At 61.5% G+C, this 20540-nt stretch carries 15 protein-coding genes and 1 riboswitch; of the genes, 9 read left to right on the top strand and 6 right to left on the bottom strand.

What is annotated here, in order from left to right; all coding sequences use genetic code 11:
• The first annotated feature begins 155 nt into the window (after nucleotides 1-155).
• Together BM079_RS12830 and BM079_RS12835 are read left to right on the top strand one after the other, a co-directional pair.
• Nucleotides 156-2081, top strand: coding sequence for a putative nucleotidyltransferase substrate binding domain-containing protein (locus BM079_RS12830; RefSeq protein WP_090134733.1), 1926 nt, complete (start codon nucleotides 156-158; stop codon nucleotides 2079-2081).
• Complete coding sequence (locus tag BM079_RS12835) at nucleotides 2081-2836, top strand: 3'-5' exonuclease (protein WP_090134736.1); 756 nt, start codon at nucleotides 2081-2083, stop codon at nucleotides 2834-2836. The genes BM079_RS12830 and BM079_RS12835 overlap by 1 nt, the downstream gene beginning before the upstream one ends.
• Nucleotides 2837-2931: 95 nt before the next feature.
• Here the strand turns inward: BM079_RS12835 and BM079_RS12840 are convergent, their stop codons facing one another.
• From BM079_RS12840 to BM079_RS12850, 3 genes are all read right to left on the bottom strand, one after another.
• Nucleotides 2932-4569: a BCCT family transporter gene (locus BM079_RS12840; RefSeq protein WP_090134738.1), complete on the bottom strand. Its 1638-nt coding sequence runs from the start codon at nucleotides 4567-4569 to the stop codon at nucleotides 2932-2934.
• A 406-nt stretch (nucleotides 4570-4975) separates the two neighbouring features.
• Entirely contained in the window at nucleotides 4976-6658 is a 1683-nt protein-coding gene (locus tag BM079_RS12845; RefSeq protein ID WP_217639697.1) for a BCCT family transporter, read from the bottom strand.
• Nucleotides 6659-6870: 212 nt separating this feature from the next.
• Nucleotides 6871-7971: a cobalt-precorrin-5B (C(1))-methyltransferase gene (locus BM079_RS12850; RefSeq protein ID WP_090134740.1), complete on the bottom strand. Its 1101-nt coding sequence runs from the start codon at nucleotides 7969-7971 to the stop codon at nucleotides 6871-6873.
• A gap of 293 nt (nucleotides 7972-8264) precedes the next feature.
• Here BM079_RS12850 and katG point away from each other — a divergent pair, with 293 nt between their 5' ends.
• Nucleotides 8265-10553 carry a catalase/peroxidase HPI gene (gene katG, locus BM079_RS12855; RefSeq protein ID WP_090134742.1) on the top strand — a complete coding sequence of 763 codons (2289 nt, stop codon included), beginning with the start codon at nucleotides 8265-8267 and terminating at the stop codon, nucleotides 10551-10553.
• 313 nt (nucleotides 10554-10866) lie between these two features.
• Nucleotides 10867-11865: a DUF535 family protein gene (locus BM079_RS12860; protein ID WP_090134744.1), complete on the top strand. Its 999-nt coding sequence runs from the start codon at nucleotides 10867-10869 to the stop codon at nucleotides 11863-11865.
• Here the strand turns inward: BM079_RS12860 and BM079_RS12865 are convergent.
• Complete coding sequence (locus tag BM079_RS12865; protein ID WP_090134746.1) at nucleotides 11851-12870, bottom strand: SMP-30/gluconolactonase/LRE family protein; 1020 nt, start codon at nucleotides 12868-12870, stop codon at nucleotides 11851-11853. The two genes, BM079_RS12860 and BM079_RS12865, sit on opposite strands and share 15 nt — an antisense overlap.
• Before the next feature lie 146 nt (nucleotides 12871-13016).
• Nucleotides 13017-13163, top strand: a riboswitch (FMN riboswitch).
• A 111-nt stretch (nucleotides 13164-13274) separates the two neighbouring features.
• On the opposite strand from BM079_RS12865, the gene ribB reads away from it, so the two are divergent.
• Nucleotides 13275-13964, top strand: coding sequence for a 3,4-dihydroxy-2-butanone-4-phosphate synthase (gene ribB / locus BM079_RS12875; protein WP_090134748.1), 690 nt, complete (start codon nucleotides 13275-13277; stop codon nucleotides 13962-13964).
• Nucleotides 13965-13969: 5 nt separating this feature from the next.
• Here ribB and BM079_RS12880 read toward each other — a convergent pair whose 3' ends face one another.
• Nucleotides 13970-14401, bottom strand: coding sequence for a TOBE domain-containing protein (locus BM079_RS12880; protein ID WP_090134750.1), 432 nt, complete (start codon nucleotides 14399-14401; stop codon nucleotides 13970-13972).
• Nucleotides 14402-14508: 107 nt separating this feature from the next.
• On the opposite strand from BM079_RS12880, the gene BM079_RS12885 reads away from it, so the two are divergent.
• From BM079_RS12885 to BM079_RS12895, 3 genes are all read left to right on the top strand, one after another.
• Nucleotides 14509-15456: a glutathione S-transferase family protein gene (locus tag BM079_RS12885; RefSeq protein WP_090134753.1), complete on the top strand. Its 948-nt coding sequence runs from the start codon at nucleotides 14509-14511 to the stop codon at nucleotides 15454-15456.
• 22 nt (nucleotides 15457-15478) lie between these two features.
• Nucleotides 15479-16975, top strand: a complete 1497-nt coding sequence (locus BM079_RS12890) for a carboxypeptidase M32 (RefSeq protein ID WP_090134756.1) — start codon at nucleotides 15479-15481, stop codon at nucleotides 16973-16975.
• A gap of 152 nt (nucleotides 16976-17127) precedes the next feature.
• A complete protein-coding gene (locus BM079_RS12895; protein WP_090134758.1) occupies nucleotides 17128-17931 on the top strand; it encodes a Mut7-C RNAse domain-containing protein in 804 nt (267 codons plus the stop codon).
• A gap of 3 nt (nucleotides 17932-17934) precedes the next feature.
• Here BM079_RS12895 and BM079_RS12900 read toward each other — a convergent pair whose 3' ends face one another.
• On the bottom strand, nucleotides 17935-18963 hold the full coding sequence (locus BM079_RS12900) for an alpha/beta fold hydrolase (protein ID WP_090134761.1): 1029 nt from the start codon (nucleotides 18961-18963) through the stop codon (nucleotides 17935-17937).
• A 219-nt stretch (nucleotides 18964-19182) separates the two neighbouring features.
• On the opposite strand from BM079_RS12900, the gene BM079_RS12905 reads away from it, so the two are divergent.
• On the top strand, nucleotides 19183-20505 hold the full coding sequence (locus BM079_RS12905; RefSeq protein WP_090134764.1) for an Nramp family divalent metal transporter: 1323 nt from the start codon (nucleotides 19183-19185) through the stop codon (nucleotides 20503-20505).
• Nucleotides 20506-20540: the final 35 nt, after the last annotated feature.

Here is a 20540-nt window from a genome sequence, read left to right on the forward strand (position 1 = left end):
AGCACTTTAGTCTTGATTCGACCAAAGAAATATTTGATGCGTGCCGGGCTCGCCGGTGGCGGCGATGGCAGATACGCTTAACAGGGCAGCGACATCAGGTGCCATCGCCTGCAGGTTCAGACGGTGGTTCGCCATGACAGGGGACAGAGCACGAAATGGATATCGAACAGCTGGAAATTCGTCAGCACATGGCGCAGTTTGCGCCCTTTGAATACCTCGGGGACGAATGGCTGGACCAGGTGGCCACCCGGGTCGAGATCAGCTATTTCCAGGCCGGTACCGACATTCTGACGCTGGATCAGGAGGTCAACGAACTCTGCTATGTCCGCAGCGGTGCCGTCGAGGTCTCAAGGCGCAGCGGCCAGCTGTTCGACCGGCTGGTGGAAGGCGATATCTTCGGCTATTCCGACATCATGCGTAACCGCCGTGTCCGCTTTCCCGTGCGGGCGATCGAGGACACGCTGATCTACTTCGTGCCCGCCGAGCTTTTTGACGCACTGCGCGCCGATAACGATGACTTTGCCGACTTCGTCGAAACCGGTGGTGACCGTCTCAAGGCCACAATCGATCAGCAGCGCAGCGACAATCAGATGAACAGCACCCGGGTGCGGCGTCTGATCCGGCGCAAGCCGACCATGGTGGACATTCAGACGCCGGTGGGCGAGGTGGCCCGTCGCATGCGCGAGGATAACGTGACCTCGGTACTGGTGCTCAGCGATGAAGGCGAGGAGGCCAACGGGCCGCGTCATTTCATGACCCAGGAAGGGCAGGTTCGCCGTCTGGCCGGGCTGTTGACCGACCGCGACTGCTGCATACGCACGCTGGCGGAAAACCTCGGTGGCGAGACGCCGGTGGGCGAGGTGATGTCGACCAGCCTGATCACCGCGCCTTCGGATGCCTCGATCTATGACGCCACCATGACGATGCTCAACCACAATATCCAGCACCTGCCCATCCTGTATCGGCGTCGGCCGATCGGTGTGCTGGAGCTGAGTGATGTCATGCGCTACGAGACGCGCAGCAGCCTCTATCTGGTCAGCTCGATCTTTAATCAGTCGGGCCTTGCCGGGCTGGTGCGCCTGAGTGGTGACGTGCCGCTGGCCTTTGCACGGCTGGTCGATGAGGGGGCCGATGCGCACATGATCGGTCGCACCATGGCCACGATCTGTCGAAGTTTCATCCGCAAGCTGCTGGAGCTGGGGGAGGCCGAGCTGGGGCCACCACCGATCCCCTACTGCTTCATGGTGCTGGGCTCGTGCGCCCGCGATGAGCAGACGGTCTTTGCCGATCAGGATCACGCCATGATCCTTGATGACAGCTTTGTGGAGGCCGAGCACGATGAGTACTTTCAGTCGCTGGCGCGTTTTGTCAGCGACGGGCTGGCGGCCTGCAGCTATCCCCTGTGCAAGGGCGACATCATGTCGACCAACCAGCGCTGGCGTCAGCCACTATCGGTCTGGCAGGGCTATTTCCGCGACTGGATCGAAAATCCCGACCCGGAAGCCCTGCTGCACAGCTCGATATTCTTCGATCTGGGCTATGTCCATGGCGAGCTCAACATGCTCGAGAATCTGCAGGGCCTGATCAGCAGGCTGGCGCCCCGGCATCCCTTCTTTCTGGCGGCGATGTCGCGCAACGCACTCAATCGAACGCCGCCGCTGGGGCTCTTTCGTACCTTCATTCTGGAGAAGGATGGCCAGCACAAGGATGCCATCGACCTCAAGCGCCGCGGTACAGCGCCACTGGTCGATCTGGTCCGCGTGCACGCGCTGGCCTGTGGCTCCAGTGCGAACAACACCATCGATCGCCTCAAGGATATTGCCGATACGCGACTGCTGCCCGAAGGCGTCAACGACCGACTGCGCTATGCCTTCGAGTTCATCTCGATGGTGCGCATTCGCCATCAGGCGCTGGCGATCGAAAGCAACGAGTCGCCGGATAACCGGCTCCGACCGGACAATGTGGAAAGTCACGAGCGCCACAACCTCAAGGATGCCTTCGAAGTGCTCAGCCATGCCCAGAAATTTTTGAAGTTCCGCTATCCCATGCCCTCCACTTCGAGCCGGGGAAGGGGACGTTGATGCGCGACTGGCCGCAGCGACTGCAAAAGCACTACCGGCGCTGGCAGTGGCACCGGCGTGGGAAGCTGGTTTCCGAGTGGCCGGCCTATCTGGCGGACCGGCAGAAAAAGACCCGTGATGAGCGTCTGGAGCACTATTTTGCCGCCGGGACGTTTGATCCGCAGACCCCGATCAGCGATGTGCCGCTGGTAGCGCTGGATGTCGAGACCACCGGTCTGGACCCGTCGCGGGACAGCATCGTCAGCATCGGGGTGCAGCCCTTTACGCTCGGGCGCATTCCGGTGGCACAGAGCCGTTACTGGACGGTCAAGCCCCGGCGGAGGCTCAGCGATCGCTCGGTAATTTATCATCGCCTGACGCACAGCGATCTGGCCAATGCGCCGCGCTTTAACGAGATTGTCGGCGAAGTGCTCGAGCAGCTGGCCGGGCGGCTGGTGGTGGTGCACTACACCCGGATCGAGCGTGAGTTCCTCAATGCGGCTGCCAAACACTATCTGAAGGAGCCGCTGCTGTTTCCGCTGGTCGACACCATGGCGATCGAGGCATTTCACCATCGTCGACTGACCTGGCTGCAGCGACTGCGCGGCCGTCGCCCGGTATCGCTGCGTCTGCACCCCAGTCGGGAGCGCTATAATCTGCCGCCCTATCAGGCCCACCATGCGCTGGTCGATGCGCTGGCCACGGCCGAGCTCTTGCAGGCGCAGGTGGCCCGACACTACGCGCTGGATACCCCTGTGGGGGTGCTCTGGGAGTAGACGCCTTTCTGGGCGACGAATGCTTTAAAACGACAAAGGCGGCCCGAAGGCCGCCTTTTTAGTGCGCATAAAGCGCGCGCTCATGACACGCTATCTCAGTAGCGAGGTTCCGAACGAAGTCCCTGGATGATGGCGTAACACGCTGCCAAAAGCACGATGGTAAACGGCAGACCGGTGGTGATAACGGCTGCCTGCAGTGCAGTGAGGCCACCCCCCAGCAGCAGGGCAATGGCAATGGCGCCTTCGATCAGTGCCCAGAACACGCGCTGCGGCTTGGGCGCATCGACCTTGCCGCCGGCGGTGATGGAGTCGATGACCAGCGAGCCGGAGTCCGAGGAGGTGATAAAGAACACCATGACCAGCACGATACCGACAAAGGAGGTGATCGACGTCAACGGCAGCTGGCCCAGCATGGTAAACAGTTGCAGCTCCAGGGCGGCATCCTTGACGCCTTCAAAGCCATTGGTCAGCTGCGCGATGGCAGTGTCACCAAAGGCGGTCATCCAGATGATGGACACCACCGTCGGGACCAGCAGTACAGCGATCAGGAACTCACGTACGGTGCGGCCACGGCTGACGCGCGCGATGAACATGCCGACAAACGGTGACCAGGAAATCCACCAGGCCCAGTAGAAGGCCGTCCAGCCATGGACGAAGTTGGTGTCCTCGCGGCCGAAGGGCATCGACAGCGCCGGCAGATTTTTGAGATACGACCACATGTTTTCGACAAAGCCGGTGGCGATCAGAAGCGTCGGGCCGACGAAGATGACGAACAGCAGCAGTATAAAGGCCAGTGCCATATTGACCTGCGACAGGCGCTGTACGCCCTTGTCGACGCCCAGCATGACCGACAGCAGAGCCACCAGCGTGATGCCGATGATCAGGATGACCATGGTCACGTCGGTATTGGGCGTATCGAACAGGTAATTCAGACCGGCAGAGGCCTGAGACGCGCCCAGCCCCAGCGACGTGGCAAGACCGAACAGCGTTGCAAATACCGCCAGGATGTCGATGATGTGGCCCGGCCAGCCCCAGATGCGCTCCCCCAGAATCGGGTAGAAAATCGAGCGCATGGTCAGCGGCAGCCCCTTGTTGTAGGAGAACAGGGCCAGCGACAGCGCCACAATGGCGTAGATACCCCAGGGATGCAGGCCCCAGTGGAAGATGGTAGCCGCCATGGCCATCGACTGCGACTGAGCAGCATTGCCTTCAGCGCCGCCCAGCGGGGCCCAGGAATCACCGGTGATGGAGGTTCCATAGTGGGTAATCGGCTCCGAGACGCCATAAAACATCAGCCCGATGCCCATGCCGGCGGCGAACAGCATCGCGAACCAGCCGGCGTAGCTGAAATCCGGTTTGGCGTGCATACCGCCGATGCGCACTCGGCTCAGTGGGGTAAAAATGAGCGCCACCGCAAGGATGACAAAAATATTGGCTGCCAGAAGAAACAGCCAGCTGAGGTTGTCGGTCAGAAAACTTTTGGCACCGTTGAAAACCGGTCCCATCTGCTCCGGCAGTGCGAGCGTGATGATTACGAACAGCAAAATGACCAGTGAGGAAACCGTGAAGACCTTGCCGTGCAGATCGACACTGAAACCGAATCGGTTGGTTTGAATGTTGTCCTGACCAATGACGTAGTCCGTGTCAATCAGGTTGGCCTTGCCGCTCGGGGCGGGAATGCCTTCGCTGACCTGATCCCTGTCGTTGTCGTTGTTACCGGGTGTCTGGCTCAATTTATTGTCTCCATTACAGCCATCAAGGCGCTGGCAGGTTGAGCAGTTGAGCGCTCACGGCGCAGTCATAAACGTAGCTGAACATGACGTCGGTTTGAATACCCAGTCGCGACATGCGTTGAATAAAAACACGTCGGGACCGACATTTGGCGTCCCGTCCACGACGGTTTAACGACATGGTTCATCACCAAACCCCGTGATGTTACAGTCGATTACATGCTGCGCCACGCCTTATAGACCATGGGATGAGTTTCGGGGATGCAAGCCTTGATTCTACTTCCAGCCATGTCGGTCAGCGTGATCACCGCCACGACATGGCAGGTATAAAAAACGGGGCGACCCGAAGGCCGCCCCGTTTTCGCCTGTCGTGTGACTCACCGCCGGGTAGCGCGATGAGGTCAGTGGATCACGATATTTTTTTGGCGCGGGGCTCCGACATCAGCCCCTTTATAACACCGAAGCAGCCAACCAGCAGCACGATGGCAAACGGCAGACCGGTCGAAATGACCATCGCCTGAAGCGCGCCCAGACCGCCGCCCAGCAGCAGGGCAATCGCGATCACGCCGCTGATCAGTGCCCAGAACACACGCTGGGTAGTCGGTGCATCGATCTTGCCGCCGGCGGTGATGGTGTCGATAACCAGCGAGCCGGAGTCGGCCGAGGTAATAAAGAACACCATGATCAACAGCACGCCGATCAGCGATGTGATTGTCGACCATGGCAGATTACCGAGCATGACAAAGAGCTTGAGCTCAAGGGCGGCACTGGCCACTTCCTGCATGCCGGCATCGACCTGGAAAATGGCGGCGCCGCCGAAAACGGTCATCCACAGCACGCAGACAATGGTGGGCACCAGCAGTACGGCGATCAGGAACTCGCGCACGGTTCGGCCGCGGCTGACCCGGGCGATGAACATGCCCACGAACGGCGACCAGCTGATCCACCACGCCCAGTAAAACGCCGACCAGGACTGGCTGTAGTCGATGTCCTCACGCCCGAACGGCATCGAAAGCTGGGGCAGGTAGGTGATGTAGGCCCAGATGTTGTTGAAAAATCCAACGATCAGATCCAGCGTCGGGCCGGTGAACAAAATGAACAGCAGCAGCGCAAACGCAAGGCCCATATTGAGCTCGGAGAGGTGCTTGAGGCCGGCATTGACGCCGGCCGCCACCGAACACAGCGTTATGGTGGTGATGGCCACGATCAACAGCACCCGCGTGGTATCGGTATCCGGCACATCAAACAAAAAGTGCAGACCGGCCGTGGCCTGCTGGGCACCGTAACCCAGCGAGGTGGCAAGGCCAAACAGGGTGGAAAAGACCGCCAGAATATCCACGAGGTGACCGGGCCAGCCCCATACGCGTTCTCCCAGAATCGGGTAGAAGATCGAGCGCATGGTCAGCGGCAGGCCCTTGTTGAAGGAGAACAGCGCCAGTGACAGGGCCACCATGGCATAGATCGCCCAGGGGTGAAGCCCCCAGTGCAGCATGGTCGAGGCCATGCCGAGCTGGCGTGCCGCCGTCTCATCACCCATGGCACCGCCCAGCGGAGCACTGTCAACACGCACGCCGTTCTCGACAACGGTGCCGCCCATGGCCGCCGTATAATGCGAGATCGGTTCGGAGACGCCGTAAAACATCAACCCGATGCCCATGCCGGCGGCAAACAGCATGGCGAACCAGCTGATGTAGGTATGATCGGGTTTGGCCTCGGCCCCGCCCAGGCGCACCCTGCCCAGCGGACTGAAGATCAGCCCGATGGCGAGAATCACGAAAATGGCGGTCGAGAGCATGAAAAACCAGGAGAGATTGGCGGTCAGCCAGTCCCGGATACCGTTGAAAAACGGCTCCATCTGCGCCTGCATGGTCAGCGTCAGTACCACGAATGCCAGCACCAGCAGCGATGAGATGCCAAACACCTTGCCGTGCAGGTCTACATTGAAGAGCATGCGCCCCTGAAAATTGTCCTGACCGATGACATAGTCGGTATCGATCAGGTTGGAGTCACCGGTGGGCGCGGGTATTCCCTCCCCGGAACTGCTTTGCTCGTCCTTTTTATTTTTTTCGTCATTGTCCGATTCTTGCGTCAATGTCTTGCTCCATCATTGTGGTCGGATTGTCCGGGGGTGGAATCGACTGAATGAGTGTTGAACCGGGCCGTGGCCGGTCATTTTTCAGGGCGTCGGTCAGGAGAGTAGACGTTGTTGGGCAAACCTCATAACTTTCAAAGCGTTGACCTAGTGGAATTCGGCAGCAGTACATGCCTTCTGGCTGCCCGCCGATACCGCACACGCGGTCGTCGCTAGCAGATGTGGGGATCGCTCCGGCCAACGCAACGTCCCTGGCGGTCAAATACCATCACATCAAGGGTGATGCCACTATGGCGAATGACCGCTGCGGCGTGACCCCGGGCGCTTTCGGCCAGCCGATCGCCCAGCGCGATGTCGGCGCTTTCGGCCAGCTCAAAGGCCTCGAGTCCCGAATTGGCACCGGCGATATGATCCGATAGCGCCGCATTGCCGCCGGCTTCGCGCGACAGCCGGGCCAGCCGCTCAAGATCGATACTTCCGCGTCTTGAGTGCACGTCCAGCATGCCCTGGCCCAGCTTGGCCATCTTGGCGATGCCGCCGGCAATGGTGACTCGAGGCACCGGATGCCGGCGCAGGTACTTGAGCATGCCGCCGACGAAGTCTCCCATTTCGATCAGTGCGCTCTCCTCCAGCGCGTAATGGGCCTGTACGGCTGCCTCCGAGGTGGAACCGGTCGAGCCGGCCACGTGGGGCAGCCCGCGGGCACGGGCGACATCAATGCCCCGGTGAATGGAGTGGATCCATGCCGAACAGGAAAAGGGGATCACGATCCCGGTGGTCCCCAGCACCGATAGCCCCCCCACGATCCCGAGGCGGCCATTGAGCGTCTTCTCGGCGATTCGTTCCCCCTCATCAATGGCGATGGTGACTTCCACATCCACCTGATGATGCCCCGGTGTCTCGTGCGCCACCGCCTCAAGGGCCTGCAGGATCATGTGCCGGGGAACCGGATTGATCGCCGGCTCACCGACCGGAATCGGCAGTCCCGGGCGCGTGACCGTGCCCACGCCGGGGCCAGCCTTGAAGACCAGACCCGAGCCGGCCTTGAGTGAGCGCACCGTGGCGCGTACCAGCACGCCGTGCGTGGCGTCAGGATCATCGCCGGCGTCCTTGATGACGCCGGCCATGGCCCAGCCATCGCCACGGTCATGTACAGCGAGCGCAAAGGCCGGCGTTTGCCCCCTTGGCAGGGTAATGGTGACCGGATCGGGAAACTCGCCGCTCAAAATGGCCGTATAGGCCGCCCGGGCCGCTGCCGTAGCGCAGCAGCCGGTGGTCCAGCCACGTTTGAGAGGGGCGCGATCGTCGCTCATGAGACTTCAGGGCCAGCGAAAGTAAGGCATCATCATAACATGTTCAAACGAAGGCTCCGGCCAGCAAACGGGCGCCTGCAAAAGAGCCTATCAATGGTGATTGTTAAAACTCATCGAAAATACGCCTCGACGTCACAAACATAATCTATGTTGATAAGCCGAATACCGTATTCAGGGGCGTTGCGTATCGATATCCGGTACTTGTCCGCCCTGCGATCAACACCAATCAGTGTCCGGCGACGCCCCCCTGACCGCATTGCAGGGTGTCGCTCCGGCAGACCGGGACAGACATCATGAGTGAAGACGTCAAAATCGGCGGCAAGTGCCCCTTTGCAGGCGACACCGTAGGCGGTGTGGCCGGTTCCGCGCCCACCACCGACCACTGGTGGCCCAACCGGCTCAAGGTAGAACTCCTGCACCAGAACCCGCGCGAGGCCAACCCCCAGGATGAGGGATTTGACTACGCACAGGCTTTCAGCCAGCTGGATCTGGCCGAAATCAAAAAGGACATCAAGGCGCTGCTGACCTCCTCGGTCGACTGGTGGCCCTCGGATTACGGCAACTACGGCCCGCAGATGATTCGCATGGCGTGGCACTCCGCCGGCACCTATCGCATCGCCGATGGCCGTGGTGGCGCGGGTGAAGCCATGCAGCGCTTTGCCCCGATCAACAGCTGGTGGGACAACGGCAACGTCGACAAGTCGCGTCGTCTGCTATGGCCGATCAAGCAGAAATATGGCGATGCCATCTCGTGGGCCGATCTGATCGTATTGACCGGCAACTGCTCGCTGGAAATCATGAACTTCCCGACCTTCGGCTTTGCAGGCGGGCGTATTGATGCCTGGGAGCCGGACAATCTGACCTACTGGGGTCCGGAATCCTGGTACGGCAAAAAAGTCGATGACGCTCCCCACGGCCCGTTCGAAGGCCATCCGGATCAGATGGTCAATCGTGACCTGCGCTGGACCGGCGAAGCCGGCGACGACAACTACGATCTCGAAGCGCCGCTGGCAGCATCGAATTCCAACCTGATCTACGTCGATCCGGAAGGCTCGGCCAAGAAGGGCGTGCCGGAAGACTCCGCTGCCGACATCCGCATCACCTTCGGCCGCATGGCGATGAACGATGAAGAGACCGTGGCCCTGATCGCCGGCGGTCACGCCTTCGGCAAGTCCCACGGCATGACCCCGCCGGATCAGATCGGTTTCGCCCCGGAAGGCGCACCGATGGAAGCCCAGGGGCTTGGCTGGCACAACCCGCGCGGCAAGGGTAACGCCGAAGACACCATGACCAACGGGATCGAAGGTTCCTGGACGCAGAACCCGACCCAGTGGGATAACAGCTATCTCGAAAACCTGTTCAACTTCGAGTGGGAGCAGACCCGCAGCCCGGCAGGCGCGCTGCAGTGGACGCCGGTCGACAGGAATGCGCCGCGCACGCCGGACGCACACCTTGAAGGCGTCGATCATCCGCTGATGATGATGACGTCCGACATCGCGCTCAAGGTTGACCCGTCCTATCGCAAAATCTGCGAGAAATTCCTCGAGGACTTCGATTACTTCACCGACGCGTTCTCACGCGCCTGGTACAAGCTGACGCACCGCGACATGGGCCCGAAAGCGCGCTATCTCGGTCCGGAAGTACCGCAGGAAGAGCTGATCTGGCAGGACCCGATTCCCGCCGTCGATTTTGAACTTGTCGATGCCGGTGATATCGCTGATCTCAAGCGCCGTATTCTGGACAGTGGCCTGAGCGTTTCTCAGCTCACCGCCGTGGCGTGGGGATCGGCTTCAACCTTCCGAACGTCCGACAAGCGCGGCGGTGCCGATGGTGCTCGTATTCGCCTGGCGCCCATGAAGGACTGGCCGGTCAATAATCCTGGCGATCTCGCTCAGGTGCTCGGCGTTCTTGAAGGCATCAAGCGCGACTTCGATGGTGCCCAGAGTGGTCACAAGAAAGTCTCGCTGGCGGATCTGATCGTGCTGGGCGGCTGCGCTGCGGTTGAAAAGGCCGCGAAGGACGCCGGTGTCAACGTCGAGGTGCCCTTTACGCCGGGTCGCAACGACGCCACCGCCGAGCAGACCGACGAGCAGGCCTTCCGCTGGCTCGAGCCGGTTTCCGACGGCTTTCGTAACTTCCATCGTGACGACATCCAGTACAACATCTCGCCGGAAGAGATCTTTCTGGATCGCGCTGCGCTGCTGGGTCTGTCAGCGCCTGAATGGACGGCTCTGGTCGGCGGCCTGCGTGTGCTCGATGTCAATGCGAAGGGGGCCTATCAACAGCATGGCGTTTTCACGCATCGTCCGGGGGTGCTGACCAACGACTTCTTCCTCAACCTGACCTCTCCGGATTTCGAGTGGAAGAAGGTCGATGAAGACGGTCTGGAGTTCACGCTCAACGATCGCAGCTCCGGCGAGACCCGGTTCAAGGCCACTCGCTGCGATCTGATCTTCGGTGCCAACTCCCAGCTGCGTCAGCTCAGTGAGTTCTACGCGCAGAAGGGCGGCCACGAGAAGCTCGTTCGCGACTTCGTCGCCGCCTGGAACAAGGTGATGATGCACGACCGCTTCGACGTCTGATCCCGACTCGTCGCTTCACCCAACCCGGCGCCTTCTGGCGCCGGGTTTTTTATGGCCGGTCGATAGCCGCCGCGGCTTTCGTGTCGCTGTCGGTTCACCCGGGAGAAGCGCCTGGAGAGGCCCTCAAAAAACCGAATCGACCTTTTGCACTCAGGTTTTACCGAAACCCGCCGTTGAAAACCTCATCGATTTGATAGCGAACACTGTTTGCTCCCCCGGGCCAACGCCTTTAATATAGGCTTAATATTTTCTTAATCTTTAAGCGTCTACTGGTGTTTATCCGTCCTGCCGGGCGTCAAACGAGCTGTCTGCCATGAGTTCATCTCCTGTCTCCTTTCATTGGGAGCATGCGTCTTCCTGGCGTGCTGCCCATCATGTTTATCCGAAGCGGCGTGAATGGAAGATGCGCTACAAGATGTTTTTGCGTGCCACCCTTCATTACGGTATTCATCGCGCCATGATGCTTGGCATCGGTCTGAACCCGCTGCTGGAAAAGGCCGTAACGAACCGGGCCAATCTGCTCAACAAACCGTTTCGACCCTACATCTCGATTCGCTACAGCCATGTCGAGCGGCTGCGCCATCTGCTGCTGCACTATCGCCTGCAGGCCGATCTGCTCGGAGATGACGTCAGTGCGCGCATCATGCAGCGCCCCGGACTATGGCTGGGGGCCTGCGAGGTGGGCGGTGAAACGGCCAATATTTATCTGGGCTATCGAGGCGCGCATGACAAGGAAGGCGAGATGATGCTGATGATCATCCGCCCACCCAGAAAGCGCCTTTACAGTGCGGCGCTCTCCTTCATGCGTGACGAGCAGGGCCGGCCGGCGCTGTGCCTGGGCACCGTGCAGGGCTCACGTCAGCAGTCGGACTGGAACCGACAGTTCACCCGCGATCACTTTGGTCTGCGACCGCAGTCGCTGATGGTCGAGCTGACGCAGATGCTGGCGCGAAGCCTTGGCATGACAAACATCTACTGCGTGGATAACGCCCATCACGTCTACCGGGCCAGACCCAACGGCAGCCGCCAGCGAGGCTTTGATCTGGACGCGCTGATCATCGAACACGGCGGTGAGGCGTTTGAGCCAGGCTGGGTCGTGCTGCCCGCTGCCCAGCGCCGCAAACCCGTAGAGATCATCGCTTCCAGAAAGCGCAGCATGTACCGAAAGCGCTACGCCTGGCTGGATGCGCTGGAAGAGCGGGTCGCTCGGTCGCTGTCGGACAACGTCGAGCCCGACGCTTTCAGAGACTCCGGCACGGTCATCGATCTCGTGCCGGAGACGCCCGGGATGAACAGGTCAGTCGCGCTGTGAACGCGCCTCGCCCACATTGACCGGAATGCGGTACAGACTGCTGGTGGCGGTCACGAACAGATAGTGCTGACCGCCGTGCTCGGCAAAGGCCAGATTGGCCGTGCGCTCGGGCAGATCGATACGACCCAGACGCTCGCCATCCGGATTGAAAACCTGCAGGCCGCTGTCGCTGCTGGACCAGACGTTGCCATGCTCGTCGACCTTGATGCCGTCTGGCACACCGGGAGAAACCTCGGCAAAAATGCGCTCGTTGGCCAGCGCACCGTCCTCGTCGACGTCGTAGGCAACGATATGATGATTGAGGCTGTCATTCTCGCGGTCGTGGCCCAGCTCGGAGTCGGCGATGTAAAGCGTGTTCTCGCCCGGGGCAAAGGCCAGCCCGTTGGGCGTTTTGACCGCCGGCGTTGACAGTCGGGTCAGCTCATCGCTTTCCGGGTCGAAGCGATAAACGTACTCACCCCCGGTCACCGAGCGCCCGCCGTAGCCCTCTTCGGGCTCATCAATGCCAAAGGTCGGATCGGTAAACCAGATGCGCCCGCGAGCATCGACCACCAGGTCGTTGGGGCTGTTGAGTTTTTGCTCGCCGTCCAGATCGGCCAGCACCTCCCATTGGCCATCCTCGTTTTGTCTTTCGACCGCACGCTTGCCGTGCGAGGCGGCAATGACGCGCCCTTCGTGATCGAGGGCATGGCCGTTGTGGAACTGGGCCGGTCTGAGCCACTCGCCAACCTCTTCTCCCTCGCGCCAGACCATCACGCGATTGTTCTTGATATCGCTCCAGATCACGCTGCCATCCGGCAGCGCCAGCGGTCCCTCGCTCCATTTGGCGCCGCCAAAAAGCTGCTGAATGTCAGCGTTGTCGTCAACCAGATCATTGAATCCGGGCGTTTCAGCGACCACGGCAGGGGCATCGCCTCCGGAGGCCAGCGCGCTGCCGGCCCCCATGCCGGCCATCAGCAGACCGGTGCACAGCGAGCGTGATACATGGTAAAGCCAGCGGGACATGGGTTTTTCCTTTTGCATGAGTTGAGGGTACAAGCCTGACCGTTGAAACAGATTTCGCCAATATGACCTTTTGCGATGGACACGTTCGAGCAGGGATTGCCCGGGGCGAATTTGCGAGATAGTCTGAACCGGATTCGTTTTTCGAATCAGATCCTCAGGGCGGGGTGAAAGTCCCCACCGGCGGTGATGTCGACGTGTCACGGACATGGCGAACAAGCCCGCGAGCGCACCACGCGCAGGAACCGGTGAGATTCCGGTGCCGACGGTCATAGTCCGGATGGGAGAGGATCGATGCCGGGTTGCCGCTGCGGCAGTCCTGCGTCGCTGTACGTGTCGTACATGAACTCCTGTCTTGCCCTGTTCCTTGTCATTCGCCTTTTTTGGCGATTCTGGAGCAGCCTGTCATGTCGTTTGAAAAAGAAATTGATACTCCCCGAACCACCGATGCCGGCGCTCGCGTGCGGGCCGCGCTCGACAGCCTCGCCTGCGGCCGCGGCGTGGTGGTCACCGATGATCCCGACCGTGAAAACGAAGGCGATCTGATCTTTGCCGCCACCACTCTGGAAAGCCCGCAGATGGCGCAGATGATCCGTTTTGGCAGCGGCATCGTCTGCCTGTGCCTGACCGGTGATCATGCCGAGCGTCTCGAACTGCCGCCGATGGTGGTCAACAATGAAAGTCCCTACTCGACCGGCTTTACCGTCACCATCGAGGCCCGAACGGGGGTCACCACCGGTGTCAGCGCCCATGATCGCACCGTCACCGTGCGGGCGGCGGTGGCTGACAATGCCCGCGCCGAGGATCTCGTTCGTCCCGGACATATCTTCCCGCTGCGGGCGCGTGACAATGGCGTGCTGGAGCGGCGCGGCCACACCGAGGCGACCATCGATCTGGTACGTCTGGCGGGCCATGCCCCGACCGGCGTGCTCTGCGAGCTGATGAACGACGACGGCACCATGATGCAGGGCGAAGCCCTGGAAGCCTTCGCCCGTGAATACGACTATCCCATGGTGTCCATCGCCGAGCTGGTCGCCTGGCGCGAACAGTACGATCAGGCCGATACCTTTGACGTGGCGTCGATGGCGGCACTCTAGATCGCTTACTCCTCCCGCGTGGCCAGCAGAATATGCGAGGCCTTGATGACGGCGGTGGCCGCCACGCCCTCGGTCAGACCCAGTGCCTCGACCGAGGGACGTGTCACGATGGCATAAAGGCGCTCGCCGCCTTTCAGGGTCAGCGCCACTTCGGCGTTGACCGCGCCGTCGCTGACGCTTTCAACCTTTCCTGACAGACAGTTGCGTGCCGACAGTCGCAGCCCTTCATGATCGGTCATCAGCGTGACCCAGGGGGCCTTGATCATGGCGATGGCGGTGCTGCCCACCTTGATCTCGAGGCGCTTGAGACTTTGCAGGGTGATGACGGCGACCAGTGTTTCCCCGCCGTCAAGCTCAAGGGCCACCTCGGCGTTAATGGCGCCTTCCACGACTTCCGTGACACGGCCTTCCAGTACGTTACGTGCGCTGACTTTCATTTTGATGTTTTCCCTCGATAATGGTGATCGCTGCCATGCCCTTGGGCAGGCCGACAGCATAAGCCCTTGAACATACTTCCCACCAGATTCATGCAGGGGGCATTGCCATGAGTGAACCACTGCTCCATCACTTTGACGCGTCGCCCTTTTCCGAAAAGGTACGCCTGCTGCTCGGCTACTGCGGTCTACAGTGGGGATCGGTACATATCCCGCGCGTCATGCCCAAGCCCTGTTTCACGGCCCTGACCGGCGGCTATCGCAAAACGCCGGCGCTGCAGCTGGGGCGCGATGTCTACTGCGACACCGCGCTGATCGTGCGCGTGATCGAGCAGCTGTCGGAAACGACATCGCTGGTGCCGCTTGATCAGGCGGCCAGCGTCAGAGCGATGGAAGAACTGGGTGATCGTCTTTTTATGGCGGCCATCCCGATTCTGTTTCGCCCTGAGGGGCGAGCTGTTCTCGTCGAGCAGCTCGGCGAAGAAGCGCTGGCCCGCTTTCAGGCGGATCGCGCCGAGCTTTTCAGCGGCGGCAGCGTCTCAAGACCCGATGATCAATTCTCCCGTGCCGTGTGGGGCCCGACGCTTGCAACCCTCGAGGCGCAGCTGGCGCCTCAGCCGTTCGTGCTGGGCGAGCATCCAACGCTGGCCGATTTTTCGCTTTATCATCCGATCTGGTATGTCAGAAACAACCCGGGCGTGCGCGCAATCACCGAAGGCTATCCCGCCGTGATGGCCTGGTTTGCGCGAATGCAGGCCTTTGGTCACGGCAGCGCCCGTGAGGTCAGCGAGGCGGCCGCGCACGAGATTGCGGCCGACTGCAACCACTGGCAGCCGCTAATGGGCGAGTTCGATGACAGCGCCGGCATGGCCGCAGGCGATTCGATTGCCGTGCACGCTGTGGACTACGGCGTTGACGCAGTGCACGGTCGGCTGGTCCACCTCAGTGCCGAGACCCTCACGCTCGAGCGAAAGGCCTCGTTTGAAGGCCGGGAGATCGGCGCGGTGCGGGTTCACTTCCCGCGCGATGGCTTTGCCTTCACTTCTTTTGATACCTGAACCAACCATGACGGAGCATTGCATGACATCCAGTACGGCCTATCAGCAGCTCGAAGCGCGCTTCACGCGCCTGCACCGCTACGCGCACCTGGGCGCCATGGCAGGCTGGGACCAGCTGACCCTGATGCCGCCGGGCGGCAATGAGGCCCGCGCCGAGGCCATGGCGGAGCTGAGCGTGCTGGTGCATGACACCCTGACCGCGCCGGAGACGCGCCGTCTGCTCGACGAGACCGATGCCGTAGCGCTTGAAGACGAACAAAGGGCCAATCTGCGCGAGATGACGCGGGAGGTGCAGGACGCCACCGTCATGCCGCCGGCACTGGTCGAGGCGCAGTCGCTGGCCGGCGCCCGTTGTGAAAGCATCTGGCGTCGCTGTCGCCCCGACAACGACTGGCAGGGCTTTCTGCCTGCCTTCAGGGAGGTGGTGCGCCTGTCGCGCGAGGAAGCCGGCATTCGCGCCGAAGCGCTCGGCTGCGGCCGCTATGAAGCGCTTTTGCAAAAGTTTGAGCCGGGCCTGACCGTGGCCGAGCTGGACCGCATCTTCAACGACATGCGCCAGTGGCTGCCGGAACTGTTGAGCGAGGTGCAGGCGCATCAGCGCGAGCGTCGCATTGCCCTGCCCGAGGGCCCCTTTGCCACGGAGGATCAGCGTCGCCTTGGCGAGCGCGTCATGCGCTGGCTAGGATTTGATTTTGACCACGGCCGGCTGGATGTCAGCCTGCATCCCTTCTGCGGCGGCGTGCCGGAGGATGTGCGCCTGACAACCCGCTACCGCGAGGATGAGTGCCTGACGGCGCTGATGGGCATCATTCACGAGACCGGCCATGCCCGCTACGAACAGAACCTGCCGCCGACGTGGCGCCATCAGCCCGCCGGACGCGCCCGCTCGATGGCGGTGCATGAATCCCAGAGTCTGAGCTTCGAGATGCAGCTGGGACGCAGCGCGCCCTTTATCCGAACGCTGCAGCCGTGGCTGGTGGAAACCTTCGGCGATCAGCCCGCGTTCCAGGCGGAAAATCTGATTCGTCTGGCCCAGCAGGTCGAGCCGGGCCTGATCCGCGTTGATGCCGATGAAGTCAGCTATCCGGCGCACATTCTGCTGCGCTATGACATCGAACGTGCCCTGATCGAGGGGGAAATCGAGGTGGAAGACATTCCTGCGCGCTGGGATGAGGGCATGGCGCGCCTGCTGGGACTCGATACCCGCGGCAACTACCGCGATGGCTGCCTGCAGGACATCCACTGGACCGACGGGTCGTTCGGTTACTTCCCCACCTACAGCCTTGGCGCCATGCTGGCCGCCCAGCTGATGGCCGCTGCGCGTCAGGCAGAGCCGCAGCTTGATGCGCGGATTGCCGAAGGGGATCCGAGCCTGCTGCTTGAATGGCTCAGGACCCATATCTGGCAGCAGGGCAGTCTGCTGGAAACATCGGAACTGATCCGTCAGGCCACTGGAGAGGCGCTCAACCCGGAGTATTACCGTCGTCATCTGCGCGAGCGCTACGTTGATGGAAAATGAATCGGCATAATGCTGCGGAAGGCTAATACCTGTCCGGAGATAGCAGGCGTCTTTCAGGATCACCGGGCGTTACAAAAAGACAGCCGCGAGAACAGCACGCTGGTGTGACATCCGAGTGCCTGACCACCACACTGGGGCGTTCAATATCATGAATGTCGAGACCCTGGGCGATGGGTGTACAGGTACTTTTTCATGGCTGTCTCGATGATTTCCTGCCGCCTTCGGGGCGAGGGCAGCCGGTTACGCCGCACACTCGACGACGGACATCGCTCAAGGACCTGGTCGAATCGCTTGGCGTGCCGCACCCGGAAATCGCGGCGCTGACGCTCAACGATCGCCCGGCGGCCTTTGAAACGCTGATCGAACCGCTTGAGGATGAGCACTGGCTGGTCAGGGCCTGGCCGGCACGCTCGTCGGGGCATCGACTGTCCGGCCATGCCCTGCAGCCGCCGCGTTCGCGTCCGGCACGCCTTGTGCTTGATGTTCATCTGGGCCGGCTGGCCCGCTATCTGCGCCTGCTGGGCTTTGACGTGTGCTGGCGCAACGATTTCAGCGACGAGGAACTGACCGATATCTCGGCCGCCCAGCGTCGGATTCTGCTTACGCGCGATCGTCGCCTGCTGTATCGCCGCCGGATCGTGCACGGCTATTTCGTACGTGATACCGACCCGATACGGCAGGTCGAGGAGGTCTGCCGACGCTTTGAACTCCACGGCGAGATTGCTGCCTTCAAGCGCTGCGTGCGCTGCAACGCACCGCTGGCAAAGGTCTCGAAGGCCTCGGTGGCCGGTCGGCTGGAGGCACACACCCTGACCTGGTACGACGAATTTCATCGCTGCAGCGGGTGTCGCCATATCTATTGGAAGGGCAGCCACTTCACGCGCCTGTCTGCCTGGATCGAGACGCTGAAGCAGCAGGCGGCCCGGGACACCGCACCGCCTGACGATCATGACTGATGATCAGAGATGGGGGGCGCTCGCCTCATCGGCGTCGGTACCCTGTGCCACACGCGTGATCATGCGATGGATCTCCTCGGCCACGATATCGGGGTGCTCCTCGGGGGTGAAATGGCCGCCACCACGAACGCGTCGAATGATCGGCACCGACATTCTGGCGGCCAGACGCTCGACCGAGGCCATCGACTGTGGGTCCTGATCGCCCTGCAGCAGGGCCACGGGCATGGTGGGGGTCAGTGGCAGCCGGGCCGCGATCGACCGGCCATCCCCGGTGCTCATGCAGCGAATCTGATGCGCCAGACCGGCAGGACCGGTCGGCTGACTGTAGGGTGCCCACGATAGCGCGTTCGAGGCTGCACCGTGCTGCCTGCCGCCATGGGCCGGGCCGGTGAATATCCTGTGAAGCAGTGGCCTGGCCAGCGCGGGAGGCAGCTTTTCGATGACGCCGGTCAGGCGCGTCGCACCGGCCACTGTCGGTATCGGCCATTGATCGAGGGGGGCCGGGTCCACCAGTACCAGCCCCGCAACGCGTTCAGGATAGAGCGCCAGGAGGGCCTGCAGTATACCGCCGCCGATATCGTGGCCAACGAAGGTGGCGCGCTCGATCTCCTGATGGTCCAGCCAGGCGATCAGATAGTCCACCTGAGCGGCCAGCGAAATATCGCGCTCCAGCCCTTCATTGATCGACCAGCCAAAGCCGACCATCTCCCAGGCCAGGCAGCAGGTACCCGTGCCGGCAAGACGCGGAACGACGTGACGCCACAGGCGCGGGGTGGTGGGGATACCATGGATCATGACCACCGGTGGCTGATCACTGCGCTCGCCGTGCGCTTCCCAGCGCATCAGGATATTGTTGACCAGGGCGCTGTGTGACAGCTCCGGTGCGGTGTGACGCTGATCGTGACGGGCTGCCCTGAGGGTCTGATGCTTTTGCCAGCTGGCCCACGCCAGGCTGGCAGTCAGCCCGGCAAGCGCCCAGCGGCCCCTGTGTGAGCGTCGGCGTGGACGATCTGGTGATGACTCCCGTGCCATGATGCCTCCCTCTCGGTCAAAACAATGGTGGTCCAACTGCCACCGTTGAACGTCTTCAAGACATGATCGCCTGCGAGAAACGATGGCCTGTAGTGAAGCGTAGCCGGCCCCCTTCAGGGTGCAATCGGCAAAAGAGGTTGTCCGGAGCCTCTTTTTAACCGGGGTATAATTATATTACTCTGGTGGCATTAAGTTTTGCTTCAAGCACAGGGGGCTCTCATGAGCGCGACATCCCGACAGTCGGAGGCACTGCTGGCCACCGACATCGTGCCCGGCAGCATCAGCGTGCCTCGTGGCGGGAGTGCCTTCCGGCGGTTTCTGGCCTTTCTGGGGCCCGGTGCCATGGTGTCGGTGGGCTATATCGATCCGGGCAACTGGGCGACGTCGCTGGAAGGCGGGTCGCGCTTTGGCTACACGCTTTTATGCGTCATTCTGCTGTCCAACCTGATGGCCGTGCTGCTGCAGTCCCTGTGCGCACGGCTGGGCATCGCCAGCGGTCGTGATCTGGCGCAGAGCTGTCGTGAGCACTATTCAAGACCGGTCAACGTGGCGCTCTGGGCGCTGTGCGAGCTGGCCATCATCGCAACAGACCTTGCCGAAGTGATCGGTACGGCCGTGGCGCTCAAGCTGCTGTTTGGCATACCGCTGGCCTGGGGGGCGGGCATCACCATCATTGATACGGTGGTGCTGTTGATGCTGATGCGCCGCGGCTTTCGCTGGCTGGAAGCCTTCGTAATGTCGCTGATGGCGATGATTTTTGGCTGTTTCGTGGTCGAGCTGGTACTGGCGCAACCGTCGCTTTCCGGCATTGCCGACGGCTTTCTGACGCCTGATACCAGCATCGTGACCAACCCGCAGATGCTCTACATCGCCATCGGCATCATCGGTGCCACGGTCATGCCGCATAACCTGTATCTGCACTCGGCGCTGGTGAAGACCCGTGATTTTGAACAGCACGCGCGGGGCAAGCGCGAAGCGCTGCGTTTTGCCACCCTGGACAGCACGATTTCCCTGTCGCTGGCGCTTTTTGTCAACGCCGGCATTCTGATTCTGGCCGCCGCCGTCTTTCACAGCGCCGGCCGGACGGTGGTAGAGATCGAGGAGGCCTACGGGCTTTTGAGTCCGCTGCTGGGGGCCGGCATTGCCGCCACGCTCTTTGGGGTGGCGCTGCTGGCCTCGGGACTCAATTCGACCGTCACGGCAACGCTTGCCGGTCAGATCGTGATGGAAGGGTTTCTGCGCTTTCGAATGAAGCCCTGGGTACGACGCCTGATCACACGCGGGCTGGCAATCCTGCCGGTACTGTATGTCACCCAGGTCTACGGCGATCAGAGTGTTGGGCGGCTGCTGGTGCTGAGTCAGGTTGTGCTGTCGCTGCAGCTGCCGTTTGCCATCATCCCGTTGATCCGATTTGTCTCACGACGTGACTGGATGGGCGAGCTGGCTATCGGCTGGAAGACCCGGGCGCTGACCTGGGCCATCGCGATACTGATTCTGGTGCTCAATGTCCGTCTGGTGATGGAAGTCTTTCAGGGCCTTTAAGGGCTCTGAAACGTGCCGGTCGTGACATGAAGGGG

Origin of the sequence: Kushneria avicenniae, from assembly GCF_900112585.1 — a bacterium.
Taxonomy (GTDB): domain Bacteria; phylum Pseudomonadota; class Gammaproteobacteria; order Pseudomonadales; family Halomonadaceae; genus Kushneria; species Kushneria avicenniae.

Bases quoted from the DNA above. Each gene is read 5' to 3' on its own strand.
- BM079_RS12830 (WP_090134733.1), top strand. From the start codon at position 156: ATGGATATCGAACAGCTGGAAATTCGTCAGCACATGGCGCAGTTTGCG.
- BM079_RS12835 (WP_090134736.1), top strand. From the start codon at position 2,081: ATGCGCGACTGGCCGCAGCGACTGCAAAAGCACTACCGGCGCTGGCAG.
- BM079_RS12850 (WP_090134740.1), bottom strand. From the start codon at position 7,971: ATGAGCGACGATCGCGCCCCTCTCAAACGTGGCTGGACCACCGGCTGC.
- katG (WP_090134742.1), top strand. From the start codon at position 8,265: ATGAGTGAAGACGTCAAAATCGGCGGCAAGTGCCCCTTTGCAGGCGAC.
- BM079_RS12860 (WP_090134744.1), top strand. From the start codon at position 10,867: ATGAGTTCATCTCCTGTCTCCTTTCATTGGGAGCATGCGTCTTCCTGG.
- BM079_RS12865 (WP_090134746.1), bottom strand. From the start codon at position 12,870: ATGTCCCGCTGGCTTTACCATGTATCACGCTCGCTGTGCACCGGTCTG.
- ribB (WP_090134748.1), top strand. From the start codon at position 13,275: ATGTCGTTTGAAAAAGAAATTGATACTCCCCGAACCACCGATGCCGGC.
- BM079_RS12880 (WP_090134750.1), bottom strand. From the start codon at position 14,401: ATGAAAGTCAGCGCACGTAACGTACTGGAAGGCCGTGTCACGGAAGTC.
- BM079_RS12885 (WP_090134753.1), top strand. From the start codon at position 14,509: ATGAGTGAACCACTGCTCCATCACTTTGACGCGTCGCCCTTTTCCGAA.
- BM079_RS12890 (WP_090134756.1), top strand. From the start codon at position 15,479: ATGACATCCAGTACGGCCTATCAGCAGCTCGAAGCGCGCTTCACGCGC.
- BM079_RS12895 (WP_090134758.1), top strand. From the start codon at position 17,128: ATGTCGAGACCCTGGGCGATGGGTGTACAGGTACTTTTTCATGGCTGT.
- BM079_RS12900 (WP_090134761.1), bottom strand. From the start codon at position 18,963: ATGGCACGGGAGTCATCACCAGATCGTCCACGCCGACGCTCACACAGG.
- BM079_RS12905 (WP_090134764.1), top strand. From the start codon at position 19,183: ATGAGCGCGACATCCCGACAGTCGGAGGCACTGCTGGCCACCGACATC.